This window comes from Pseudoalteromonas sp. Ld19, assembly GCF_045064135.1.
Classification (GTDB): Bacteria; Pseudomonadota; Gammaproteobacteria; order Enterobacterales; family Alteromonadaceae; genus Pseudoalteromonas; species Pseudoalteromonas aliena.
Genome location: NZ_JBISHA010000017.1, coordinates 18,906 through 32,177, shown reverse-complemented (window position 1 = coordinate 32,177; position 13,272 = coordinate 18,906). Strand labels below are relative to the sequence as shown.

General features: G+C 40.4%; 10 protein-coding genes. 6 read left to right on the top strand and 4 right to left on the bottom strand.

Annotated elements, in window-relative coordinates; translation table 11 throughout:
• Positions 1 to 102 precede the first annotated feature (102 nt).
• From hutC to hutH, 3 genes are all read left to right on the top strand, one after another.
• Positions 103 to 810 (top strand): histidine utilization repressor, encoded by a 708-nt coding sequence (hutC, locus tag ACJJVZ_RS05175; protein WP_077536229.1) that lies wholly within the window; start codon positions 103 to 105, stop codon positions 808 to 810.
• A gap of 66 nt (positions 811 to 876) precedes the next feature.
• Positions 877 to 2,550, top strand: a complete 1,674-nt coding sequence (gene hutU / locus ACJJVZ_RS05170) for a urocanate hydratase (RefSeq protein WP_405598688.1) — start codon at positions 877 to 879, stop codon at positions 2,548 to 2,550.
• A 2-nt stretch (positions 2,551 to 2,552) separates the two neighbouring features.
• Positions 2,553 to 4,085 carry a histidine ammonia-lyase gene (gene hutH, locus ACJJVZ_RS05165; RefSeq protein WP_077536233.1) on the top strand — a complete coding sequence of 511 codons (1,533 nt, stop codon included), beginning with the start codon at positions 2,553 to 2,555 and terminating at the stop codon, positions 4,083 to 4,085.
• Positions 4,086 to 4,188: 103 nt separating this feature from the next.
• Here the strand turns inward: hutH and ACJJVZ_RS05160 are convergent, their stop codons facing one another.
• Positions 4,189 to 4,959: an NADP-binding protein gene (locus ACJJVZ_RS05160; RefSeq protein WP_405598686.1), complete on the bottom strand. Its 771-nt coding sequence runs from the start codon at positions 4,957 to 4,959 to the stop codon at positions 4,189 to 4,191.
• 650 nt (positions 4,960 to 5,609) lie between these two features.
• On the opposite strand from ACJJVZ_RS05160, the gene secA reads away from it, so the two are divergent.
• On the top strand, positions 5,610 to 8,318 hold the full coding sequence (gene secA / locus ACJJVZ_RS05155) for a preprotein translocase subunit SecA (protein WP_182701831.1): 2,709 nt from the start codon (positions 5,610 to 5,612) through the stop codon (positions 8,316 to 8,318).
• A 68-nt stretch (positions 8,319 to 8,386) separates the two neighbouring features.
• On the top strand, positions 8,387 to 8,785 hold the full coding sequence (mutT, locus tag ACJJVZ_RS05150; RefSeq protein WP_182701832.1) for an 8-oxo-dGTP diphosphatase MutT: 399 nt from the start codon (positions 8,387 to 8,389) through the stop codon (positions 8,783 to 8,785).
• Between the two features lie 492 nt (positions 8,786 to 9,277).
• Here the strand turns inward: mutT and rep are convergent, their stop codons facing one another.
• Positions 9,278 to 11,296, bottom strand: coding sequence for a DNA helicase Rep (gene rep / locus ACJJVZ_RS05145; protein ID WP_405598683.1), 2,019 nt, complete (start codon positions 11,294 to 11,296; stop codon positions 9,278 to 9,280).
• Between the two features lie 161 nt (positions 11,297 to 11,457).
• Here rep and ACJJVZ_RS05140 point away from each other — a divergent pair, with 161 nt between their 5' ends.
• Complete coding sequence (locus tag ACJJVZ_RS05140) at positions 11,458 to 11,721, top strand: accessory factor UbiK family protein (protein WP_405598681.1); 264 nt, start codon at positions 11,458 to 11,460, stop codon at positions 11,719 to 11,721.
• Between the two features lie 217 nt (positions 11,722 to 11,938).
• Here ACJJVZ_RS05140 and ACJJVZ_RS05135 read toward each other — a convergent pair whose 3' ends face one another.
• Positions 11,939 to 12,583, bottom strand: coding sequence for an NAD(P)H-binding protein (locus tag ACJJVZ_RS05135; RefSeq protein WP_405598679.1), 645 nt, complete (start codon positions 12,581 to 12,583; stop codon positions 11,939 to 11,941).
• A 4-nt stretch (positions 12,584 to 12,587) separates the two neighbouring features.
• The gene (gene can, locus ACJJVZ_RS05130) at positions 12,588 to 13,250 is read right to left on the bottom strand and encodes a carbonate dehydratase (protein ID WP_077536252.1); all 663 of its coding nucleotides are present in this window, start codon (positions 13,248 to 13,250) and stop codon (positions 12,588 to 12,590) included.
• Between the last annotated feature and the right edge of the window lie 22 nt (positions 13,251 to 13,272).

Here is a 13,272-nt window from a genome sequence, read left to right as displayed (position 1 = left end):
CCCTATTATGATGAAAATATAGTCTAGCAATTCACCTTGTATATACAAGGTAATTATGCCATCTTGTTTATATAGTTTACTTTCAATGTAACCATTAATTTAATGACGACACCTAAATTTGCGCAAATAAAACAATTTATTGTTGATAAAATTCGCAGCGCCACATGGCAAGAAAATCAACGTGTGCCCTCTGAAAACGAGCTGGCTAGTCAATTTAGCGTGAGCAGAATGACGGCTCGTCGAGCGCTAAGCGAACTAACCGAAGCCGGTATTTTAACGCGCAGCCAAGGGTTAGGTACATTCGTTGCTACATTTAAATCGCAGTCATCATTACTCGAAATCAAAAATATTGCTGATGAAGTAAAAGAGCGCAACGGGAACTACACCTGTAATGTACTCATACTTGAATCTATAAATGCAGTCGCGCCCATAGCTATTGCACTTGGTGTTGAAATTGACAGCGTAGTATATCGCAGTGTACTCGTACACAATGAGAACGATAGCCCTTTGCAGCTAGAAGAACGCTTTGTAAATCCAGCACTTGCTAGTGGCTATCTACAGCAAGATTTTACGGCACTCACTCCTCATGAATATCTATCGAGCGTTGCACCGCTAACTCAAGCAAGGCATACCGTAGAAGCCATTATGCCAAACAGCGAAATGTGCCAATGGCTCAATTTATATAACGAAGAGCCATGCTTACAAGTTATTCGACGCACATGGTCTATTCATGGCATTGTAAGCTTTGCACGCCTTGTATCACCTGGCAGTAAATACCGCTTAGGTGGCCATTTAACATTTAAAAAATAACAAAAAAATTGCGCTTATTGCGCTTTTTTATAATTAACAACCTTGTATATACAACAGGAGTAAAACATGAACAACCGACTCGACACAAGTCGCGTAATACGTGCACCGCATGGCGATAAAATAAGCGCTAAAAGCTGGCAAACTGAAGCGGCTAAACGCATGCTCATGAATAATTTAGATCCTGATGTTGCAGAACATCCTCATTCGCTTGTTGTGTATGGTGGTATTGGCCGTGCAGCACGCGATTGGCCAAGTTATGACAAAATTATAGAAACCCTCGATAGGCTCGAAAACGACGAAACCCTACTTGTACAATCGGGCAAACCCGTCGGCGTATTTAAAACCCACAGTAATGCACCGCGCGTACTGATTGCCAACTCAAATCTAGTGCCGCATTGGGCAAATTGGGAACACTTTAACGAGCTCGATAAAAAAGGCTTGATGATGTATGGGCAAATGACTGCCGGATCTTGGATTTACATTGGCTCGCAAGGCATAGTGCAAGGCACTTACGAAACGTTTGTTGCCATGGCAAAACAGCATTTTGACGGTCAAGCTAAAGGAAAATGGGTATTAACAGGTGGTCTTGGCGGCATGGGCGGCGCACAACCGCTTGCAGCCACAATGGCTGGATTTAGCGCACTTGTTGTTGAGTGCGATGAAAGCAGAATCGATTTTCGTATAAAAACAGGTTACGTTGATGTAAAAGCAACGAACCTTGAACATGCACTGCAATTAATAACCGATGCATGTGTTAAAGGTGAGGCCCTCTCGGTGGGCTTACTTGGCAACGCTGCCGATGTATTTAGTACACTCGTTAAAACAGGCATTACCCCTGATGTAGTCACAGATCAAACATCTGCTCACGATCCACTTAATGGATATTTACCACAAGATTGGACAATGGAGTACGCAGCAAAAATGCGTGAGCAAGATCCGAAAGCCGTAGTAAAAGCGGCTAAGCAATCAATGGCAGTGCAAGTTAACGCCATGCTAGCGCTGCAAAAAGCAGGTTCTGCAACAACTGACTATGGTAATAATATTCGCCAAATGGCGTTTGATGAAGGCGTTACCAACGCATTTGATTTTCCAGGCTTTGTTCCTGCTTATATTCGACCTTTATTTTGCCAAGGTATTGGGCCCTTTAGATGGGTAGCCTTATCGGGCGACCCAGAAGATATTTATAAAACCGATGCAAAAGTAAAAGAGCTGATTCCCGATGATGCACATTTACATAATTGGCTAGATATGGCGCGTGAACGTATTCAATTTCAGGGCTTACCTGCACGCATTTGTTGGGTTGGTTTAAAAGACAGAGCACGCCTTGCATTGGCCTTTAACGAAATGGTTAAAAATGGCGAGCTTAAAGCACCGATAGTCATTGGTCGCGATCACCTAGACTCAGGCTCTGTTGCAAGCCCTAATCGTGAAACAGAAAGCATGAAAGATGGCTCTGATGCAGTATCAGATTGGCCATTACTTAATGCATTACTTAATACAGCAAGTGGCGCTACATGGGTATCGCTTCACCATGGTGGTGGCGTTGGTATGGGCTTTAGTCAGCACTCTGGTGTGATTATTGTTGCCGATGGAACAGACGAAGCCAAAGAGCGTGTTGGCCGTGTGTTATGGAACGACCCTGCAACTGGCGTAATGCGCCATGCAGATGCGGGCTACGACATCGCAAAAACCTGTGCTAAAGAGCAAAACTTAGACTTACCAATGCTAAACGAGGAATGATCATGGTAGAACTTACTCTCACACCTGGCTCGCTTGATTTAAGCACGCTGAGAAAAATTAATAATTCATCAGTAAAGTTAAGCCTTGCCAAGCATGCTGAGTCACAAATAGCAGCAAGCGCACAAACCGTTCAAAATGTGATTAACGAACACCGCACTGTATACGGAATAAATACCGGCTTTGGATTATTAGCCAATACTAAAATTGCCGATGATGAACTTGAATTATTACAGCGCTCCATTGTACTTTCGCATGCAGCGGGTATTGGCGAATACATGGATGACAGTACAGTAAGGCTGATGATCACCTTAAAAATTAATTCGCTGTCTCGTGGCTACTCAGGTATTCGCCTGCAAGTTATCGAATTTTTTATGCAATTGCTTAATAGTGAAGTCTACCCATGCGTACCTAAAAAAGGCTCTGTGGGTGCGTCGGGCGATTTAGCCCCTCTTGCGCATATGTGCCTACCTTTACTCAGTGAGGGTAACATGCGCTATAAAGGTAATATTATTAGTGCCGAAGAAGGCTTAAAAATAGCAGAGCTTAAACCGCTTACCCTTGCAGCAAAAGAAGGCCTAGCATTATTAAATGGCACACAAGCATCTACTGCATTTGCACTACAAGGCTTATTTAGAGCTGAAGATTTATATGCACAAAGCTGTGTTATTGGATCTATTAGTATTGAAGCCGCAATGGGCAGTCGTTCACCATTTGATGCGCGTATTCATGACATTCGCGGTCAACGAGGGCAAATAGATACTGCTCAAGTATTTAGAGAGTTACTTGATACTCATTCACAAATTAGCGATTCACACGTCAATTGTGAAAAAGTACAAGACCCTTATTGCCTGCGCTGCCAACCACAAGTGTTAGGTGCGTGTTTAACGCAAATACGCCAAGCTGCAGAAGTATTACTCTGTGAATCAAACGGCGTCACCGATAACCCATTAGTTTTTGCGGATGTAGGCGATATTATTTCTGGTGGGAATTTTCATGCAGAGCCGGTAGCGATGGCCGCCGATAACTTAGCGATCGCTATTGCCGAAATTGGCGCATTAGCAGAGCGACGAATTGCATTACTTATCGATTCTAACTTATCTAAATTACCACCATTTTTAGTTGAAAACGGCGGTGTAAATTCAGGCTTTATGATTGCACAAGTAACCGCCGCAGCGCTCGCATCAGAAAATAAATCATTAGCACACCCCGCTTCGGTCGATAGTTTGCCAACATCAGCAAATCAAGAGGATCATGTATCTATGGCCACTTTTGCAGCTAGGCGCTTAGGTGAAATGGCCAATAACACTCAGGGGGTTTTAGCTATAGAATGGTTAGCATCGGTGCAAGGGCTAGAGTTTAGAAAGCCACTCAAACCATCTAATAAGGTACAAAACGCAAAAACATTATTACGCGAACACGTTAGTTACTATGATAAAGATCGCTATTTTGCACCGGATATAGAACAAACAAATACACTATTAAGTGAAGGCAAGTTATGTGACTTTATTGACAGCAACCCCTTGCCTTCATACTAATACCAATTTTATAAAAAACATGATCGTTCTAGCGCATTGAATAGCGCTATAATAGATCACTCATTTAATGCAATTGGTATAAAACTTTAGTGGAATGTCTTTGCTAAATCCCATATTGATAAGTAAAGCCTAACGCCTCAATAGCTGAGCCAATCACTTTGCGCTCAGCTTTTTCGTCACTGGCAAAACGAGGCATTTCACTCCCCTGCTGCAGACACTTTAATGCGTAATATTCAGCTTTTGTTGGATGCGCCGGATTAACCACATTATAAATATTTTGCCCAACTGACCAATGTTCTATCACAGCAAAAATGGCATTAATAACATCTTGTTGATGCACCATATTTACCACTTGCTCACTTGATGTATTGAGCTCCTTACCCGCAACAAAACGACCAGGTTCTCTGTTAGGACCAAACAACCCAGCTAAACGAAGTACTTTGCCATCTTGTTGCAGCACTTGCTCTTCAGCCTCATAAAGCTTTATCTGTCGCTCATTAGTACACGAAATATCACTATTTTCGCTATATACACCAGGCTCTTGATCGTACACACCTGTTGATGAACATAACAAAAAACCTTTAGCGTTTAGCCCCTTTGAAAGTTTAAGTGCTGCCGTGAGTGTGTCAGGATAATTACTTTCATTGTGCCTGCTACGCGGCGCGATAGCACACACCCAATAAGCATCTTGCAAGTCTATTTGATGTGTTAATTGGTCATTCTCGAGTATAAATTGACGTTCAAAATCAAACTTGTGTACATCACTTCTATGCGTCCCTTGCACTTGCCAGCCCGCTGTTTGTGCATTTACACATAAAGTATGACCTAGCCAACCGGCTCCTAAAACTACCAATTTATTTATTTTATTTTCCATTTTGTGTAAGCCTCCACTTTAAAAGAAAAATTAGTATTTTTGTCTAACTTTAATACAGATTTCAAACGCGATATAATTATAGGTACTCTACTAAATCAAAAGAATATGTGCACTTGTATTAAACCGTTAGTTATTACGTAAAATGCAACAACACTATTTAACCTGAACTCTTGATAATAAATCTATCTCGAGCAGCTATTTTCAGCGCTAACTGCGTTGAATTTACTTGCAATAGGCCAGCCATGATTACGAGTGAGCCACATGTTTTAAATGAAAAAGAGGCTCTTATTTAAGTGCATATTTAAGCGTTAAATTTAAGCTAAGTGTGACCCTTGTTTTTAATTTATTAATCACCATATCTTTACAGCTAGCTACTGTTTTTTGTAACGGTTTAAGGGTATAGCGTTATTTTTACTAACTAGATCAAATTTTTCCATTTTAAATACACATCTTTTTGTCGAGATAGTTTGTTGTTTGGCAGAGTCTGGTATAGTAGCGCACGTAATAAACAGTGCTTTTAAGTACTTCAAATACAAAATTGCTAATTAATATGTTCTAGGTGTTATTTAAAAGCACATATTAATTACCAATTATTAAAAATGGGTTGGCTGATACTCGGCTGACAAAGAATACATTGTAACGGTTTTATCATGATATCTAATTTATTTACCAAAATTTTTGGTAGTCGCAATGACCGCACTATTAAAAACTTTAGAAAGACGGTCGCGCTTATCAATGCACTAGAAACGCAACTAGAAGCGCTTTCTGATGAAGATTTAAAAGCGAAAACAGCTGAGTTTAGAGAACGTTACGATAACGGACAAAGTCTAGACGACATTTTGCCAGAAGCTTTTGGTGTGGTACGTGAAGCATCAAGACGTGTTAATGGTATGCGCCATTTTGACGTACAGCTACTAGGCGGCATGGTTTTGCACGAAGGTCGTATTGCAGAAATGCGTACCGGTGAAGGTAAAACATTAACAGCAACATTACCAGCGTACTTAAATGGTTTAACTGGTAAAGGCGTTCATGTAATTACCGTAAATGACTATCTTGCAAAGCGTGATGCTGAAACTAACCGTTCATTATTCGAGTTTTTAGGCCTGACGGTTGGTTGTAACGTACCAGGTATGATGCCACAGCAGAAAAAGCAGGCGTATACTGCCGACATTACATACGGTACTAATAACGAATTTGGTTTTGACTACCTTCGCGACAACATGGCATTTAGCATTGATGAACGTGTACAGCGTCCATTATTTTATGCTGTAGTCGATGAAGTGGATTCAATCCTAATTGATGAAGCACGTACGCCACTTATTATTTCAGGCCCCGCTGAGGACAGCTCGGAGCTTTACACTGAAATAAATACCATCGTTCCTTTACTTGAACTTCAAGAAAAAGAAGACGAAGAAGGTATTGAAGGCGATGGCGACTACACTATCGATGAGAAATCTAAACAAGTTCACTTAACTGAACGCGGCCAAATTAAGGTAGAAGAGCTACTAACTGAACGCGGTTTGATTGAAGAAGGCGATTCGCTTTATTCAGCAACAAGCATCACGCTATTGAGCCATGTTTACGCAGCACTTCGTGCTCACAAGCTATACCAGAAAGATGTTGATTACGTTGTAAAAGAAAACGAAGTAATCATCATCGATGAGCACACCGGTCGTTCAATGGAAGGTCGTCGTTGGTCAGAAGGTTTACACCAAGCTGTTGAAGCTAAAGAAGGTGTAAAAATTCAAAACGAAAACCAAACGCTCGCCTCTATTACGTTCCAAAACTACTTCCGTTTATACGAAACGTTAGCCGGTATGACAGGTACTGCGGATACTGAAGCTTTTGAATTTCAGTCAATCTATGGCCTAGACACTGTCGTTATGCCAACTAATAAGCCAATGATCCGCGATGATCGTGCTGATTTAGTATACCTAACACAAGAAGAAAAATACGAAGCTATTTTAATCGATATTAAAGATTGCCAAGAGCGTGGACAACCTGTGCTGGTTGGTACTATCTCGATTGAAAGCTCTGAATATTTATCGCAGTTTTTACGTAAAGAAAAAATTAAGCACAACGTACTTAACGCTAAATTCCACGCACAAGAAGCCGATATTGTTTCAGATGCGGGTTTACCTGGTACAGTTACAATTGCAACTAACATGGCTGGTCGTGGTACCGATATCGTGTTAGGTGGTAACTGGAACAGTGAAGTTGAAAAACTTGAAAACCCAACGGATGAACAAATTGCTGAAATTAAAGCAGCTTGGAAAATTCGTCACGATGCTGTAATTGACGCGGGTGGTTTGCATATCATTGGTACTGAGCGTCATGAATCACGTCGTATAGATAACCAATTACGTGGTCGTTCTGGTCGTCAAGGTGATGCCGGTTCAAGCCGCTTTTACTTATCGATGGACGATGCGTTAATGCGTATTTTTGCTGGTGAGCGCATGACTAACATGATGCGTAAATTAGGCATGCAACGCGGTGAAGCGATTGAACACCCTTGGGTAAACCGTGCGATTGAAAATGCACAACGTAAAGTAGAAGCACGTAACTTCGACGTTCGTAAGCAACTACTTGAATACGATGATGTAGCAAACGATCAACGTCGTGTTGTTTACTCTCAGCGTAACGAGCTACTTGAAGAAGGCGATATTTCAGAAACGATTACTGCAATTCGTGGTGACGTACTTAGCAATATAATTGATCAGTACATTGCACCGCAAAGCCTTGCTGAAATGTGGGATATCCCCGGTCTTGAAGAACGCTTAAAACAAGATTTCTTAATTGAACTGCCAATCGCTCAATGGCTAGCTGACGATAATAAACTATACGAAGAAAAACTTCGTGAACGTATTGAAGAAGCAGTTGAGCAGTCATACAAGCAAAAAGAAGAGATGGTCGGCGATTCTGTCCTACGTCAATTCGAAAAAGCAATTATGTTACAAAGTCTTGATCAGCACTGGAAAGATCACCTTGCTGCTATGGATCACTTGCGCCAAGGTATTCATTTACGTGGTTACGCGCAAAAGAACCCTAAACAAGAGTATAAACGTGAATCGTTTGAGCTGTTCTCTGAAATGCTTGAAAACTTAAAAGTTGATGTTGTAAGCATTTTAAGTAAGGTGCAAGTACGCGCAGAAGAAGATGTTGAAAAAGTAGAAGAGCAACACCGTAAAAGTGAAAGCGCTCCTCGCGAATACCAACATGAAGAAGTTGAGCATGTTGGTGGTGAAACGCCAGAAACAGCTACAGTGATGGCTCGTACAGAACCAAAAGTTGGTCGTAACGACCCTTGTCCTTGTAAATCAGGTCAAAAATTCAAACAGTGTTGTGGTAAATTAAAGTAACCAATACTGTATAAGTAGTTAATAAAAAAACGACGTTAGCGTCGTTTTTTTTATGGAGTTTCAGAGTTATGACTATAGAAATTGTGCATGTTGCTGTTGGTGTGATTAAAAAAAACAATGCGATCTTCATTTGTAAACGCGCAGATGAACAACATCAGGGCGGGTTATGGGAATTTCCAGGTGGTAAGGTTGAGGCAGGCGAAAGTGTTTTTGCAGCACTTAAGCGCGAACTTATTGAAGAAGTAGGGTTAACTATTCACAGCTCTAGCCAACTTATGGTTATTGAACATGACTACGGCGATAAATGCGTTAAGTTAGATGTACACGTAGTAAGTAACTTTAGCGGTGAAGCGCATGGTGCAGAAGGACAACCTAGCGAGTGGGTAGCAATTAGTGAATTAGGAAATTATGATTTTCCTGAGGCTAATGCCGACATAATCGAAAAGATAATCTCTCGGTACGCATAATACCAATTCGCTTAATTAAGTGATCTATTTTGAGGTAAGAAAACCGTGTCGATAACAAGGCAAAAGTTTTTTATTTAACCAGAGCTCAGGTTAAATAACCTGAACTCTAGATAATAAATCTATCTCGAGCAGCTATTTTCAGCGCTAACTGCGTTGAATTTACTTGCAATAGGCCTGCTATTGACGCGTAAATTCGCCTTGTTTTCACCAAAAATCTCTGGCTAGAGAAAATAAATTTAAATATCACGATAATTCAATACGTTAGTAAATCTCTTAACCAAAGTTCAGGTTAAATATTATTGCGGATTGCTATAACCAAAGTACCTAAAAACTGCTCAGTTAGTCAGTAATGCAAAGCTGATTGAGCAGCATTTAATTTTAAAGCGCTAAAAAATACAATTTATAACGTATCCGAAACCAACTTTCGCTTTATAAAAATAGACTAAAGATGGTCATGGATACGATCGTATTTAATCACTTCACCTTAAAAATCTATTCCGGCTTTTTAAACATAGCCCGTAAATTAGCCACTCTTGCTTGGCCTTTTTCCATACGTTCTGCTTGCGTATTAGGTGCCTTTTTATTTTCAAACGCAAGATCGTCTTGTGGTAATTCTTGTACAAATCGGCTTAATTCGGTTTGTGAGGTTTCACCAAATTGACGTCGTATTTTTGCATAAGTAAGTGTTAACTCTTGCTGGGCACGTGTAATACCAACGTAAGCTAATCGGCGTTCCTCATCTACGTTGTCTTCATCAATACTTACCTGATGAGGAAGCAAACCTTCTTCCATACCCACCATAAATACATACGGGTACTCTAAGCCTTTTGATGCATGCAGTGTTGATAAATGCACCGCATCAGCTTCGTCTTCTTCTTCGTTACGCTCAAGCATATCGCGAAGGGTTAACTTACTCACAACTTCAGCCAATGTCATTGGCTCGTTATCGGCATCACCGGTCAGCATATCGGTTATCCAGCGATACAGTTCGGATACATTTTTCATGCGCATTTCAGCGGCTTTTGCACTCGGTGATGACTCGTACAAATACGCCTCGTAGTTAATATTACGCACTAAGTCTTTAACTGCTTCAAGCGTGTCACTGCGTACTGCGTTATCAGATAGCTCAACAACCCAGCGCGCAAATCCGGCAAGCGCATTAAAGCCACGTCCTTTTAATCTGTAGCCTAAATCGTTATCAAAGCAAGTAGCAAACAAGCTCGCATGTTTTTCGTTAGCTAATGTGCCAAGCTTTTCAAGTGTGACCGTGCCTATTTCACGGCGCGGAGTATTTACGATACGTAAAAAAGCATTGTCATCATCTTGATTAACTAACAGGCGTAAGTACGCCATAATATCTTTAATTTCTGAACGAGCGAAAAACGACATCCCACCACTAATTTTATAGGGGATACGGTTACTCATTAGTGATTTTTCAAAGCCACGCGCTTGATGATTACCACGATACAAAATCGCATAATCTTTATAGCTGGTGCGCTTCATAAACTTATGCGAAATTATTTCAGCAACCACTCGCTCAGATTCATGTTCTTCATCACGACAGCCAATTACCTTAATTGGCTCACCGTAACCTAGTTCACTGAATAGTTTTTTCTCGATGTCATGAGGGTTATTGGCAATTAAAATGTTAGCCGCTTTTAGTATTCGCCCTGCACTTCGGTAGTTTTGCTCAAGCTTTATAAGCCTAAGCCCTGGATAGTCTTTACCTAATAACACTAAGTTTTGCGGACGTGCACCACGCCATGAGTAAATTGATTGGTCGTCATCACCTACCACGGTAAAACGGGCACGCTCGCCTACTAACAATTTAACAAGTTGATATTGGCTAGTATTGGTATCTTGATACTCATCCACCAGCAAATACTTAAACCGTTGTTGCCAGCGCTCACGAGAAGTGGCGTTATTAGTAAGTAGCAAAGTAGGGATCATAATTAAATCATCAAAATCCAGTGCGTTATAAGCACGTAGCTGATTTTGATAGCGTGCATAAAGCTGTGCAAACAAGGCTTTTTGCGCATCACGTGCTTCGCGTATTGCTTGCTCGGGCAGCACTAACTCATTTTTCCAACTACCAATTTCCATTTTAAGTAGTTTGAGTAAATCTTTGTCTTTTTTTAGCTCATCTTCGGTTAAATCACCCAGTAATTGATTGGTATCTTGGTCATCAAATAACGAAAAACCTGGCTTGAACCCCAGTGTGCTTAGCTCTTTTTTTATTATTTCTAAACCTAGCGTATGAAACGTTGATACCCATAACCCTTTAGCATCTTGCTTACCAAGCGTTTGCAGCACTCGCTCACGCATTTCTTTGGCTGCTTTATTGGTAAAAGTAACCGCCGCTATATTTCGCGCTTTGTACTCACATTTTTTCACCAAATAAGCAATTTTATTAGTAATAACACGGGTTTTACCAGAACCCGCGCCCGCGAGTACTAAGCATGGACCACTAATATATTTTACGGCTTCATCTTGTTTAGGATTGAGTTTCATAACGACCAAAGAAATTTAAAAGACGCGCAATTTTAACGTAACCATTACTGCGAGCATAGCAATTGCCTTAATTAATTAAGGCAAAGATGATCATGTGTTAAATACCGTGGGTATAAGGTAATATTAGTTATTATCATTTAGGCAATGCCGAAGGGAAAAATATGCTCAACCCAGCAAAACTTGAAGAAATTGCTAAGCAAATTACTAGCAATATGCCACAAGGTGTAAAAAACCTAGCAGACACACTCGAAGGTAAAACAAAGCAAGTTTTACAAAACAAGCTTGCTGAGATGGACTTTGTGAGCCGTGAAGAATTTGATGTGCAAAGCCAAGTACTTATTCGTACTCGCGAAAAGCTAACTGAACTCGAAGCTAAAGTAGCATTACTTGAACAACAACTTAGCACTGAGACTGACGCTGAATAATTATACCAATTGCATTAAATTAGTGATCTATTATAGCGATAAGGAAATAGCTCTATAACAAGGCTAAAATTATGATACATAGTTGTTCTATATAAATAATTTTTAACGTAGTTAGTGAGTTATTTAATACGCTAGAATGTTCATGTTTTTAATAAAATTGGTATTAATTTAATGTACAAAAAAGGCAGCTTAGGCTGCCTTTTGCGTTTTACTAAGTTTATTCAAATAGCTCATCAAGTACGTAATAAGACAACTTAGCCTGCTGCTCTAAACTCACACTCAGCATTTTTTGCGCCACTTGCTCGCCAGTTATTGGTTTGTAACGCTCTAAAAACGCAAATTGTGTAATAACAGGAAAAATAATACTGCCTATTTTTTCTGCCACTCTAAACTGCTCACGATCACCTAATAGCAACGACGGTTGAAAAATACTTATTTTGTCAAAAGTGAGTGCTTTAATATGCTGTTCAAGCTCACCCTTCATTTTTAAATAAGGACTATTACTGTGTGCATTAGCACCACTTGATGACACTAAACAGTAATGTGAGATGCCATTACTTGCCGCCAGTTGCGCGACTATGAACTGATAATCAACATCAACTCTGCGCTGAGCTTGGGTTGAGCCTGCTTGCTTACGTGTTGTGCCTAAACACGAAAACAATACGTCACCTTTAAAAAACTCAACGTATTGAGTTAATTTTTCAAAATCAATAACGTGATTAACTAACTTTGCATGTGTAAGTGGCAAAGCCCGACGACTTAACGTAACCACTTGTGTATAGTGCTCGCTATTGAGTAACTTATGCAGCAACTCATTACCAACCAAACCTGTAGCACCTATTAATATCGCCGTCTTAGTCATAGTTTTATTTACTCTCACCTACTTTTTTAAGCACGTGCTGTACTGCTCTTTTATAACTTTGTGTTTCCTCGCTGGCGCACGTTACAACCGACTCCAAATCATGAAGGTGCCCATTTTCTAAACCATAAACCCAACCATGAACACTGAGCTCTTGCCCGCGCTCCCACGCGTCTTGCACAATGTTAGTACGACATACATTACGTACTTGTTCGATTACGTTTAACTCAATAAGACGGCTTAAGCGCTCGCTTTCTGGCATTGCGTTAAGTTGCTCAAGGTGCTTTTCTTTTACATCACCTACATGGCGCAGCCAGTTGTCAATAAAGCCAAATTTTGCATTGCTTAAAACGGCTTGTACGCCACCACAACCGTAATGCCCCACAACCATAATGTGTTTTACTTTTAATACTTCCACAGCGTACTGCATAACCGACAAACAATTATGGTCAGTGTGTACAACCACGTTAGCAACGTTACGATGTACAAATAATTCGCCTGGTAGTAAATCAACTATTTGATTAGCAGGTACACGAGAGTCAGAACAACCAATCCATAAATATTCAGGATTTTGTTGCATTGATAAAATTTTAAAAAAGTCAGGGTCGGCTTCGCTTGTACGAGCAGCCCAGCGTTTATTATTTTCGAATAAATTTTTTAACTTTCTCATTACATCTCTTATTAAGTCGAGG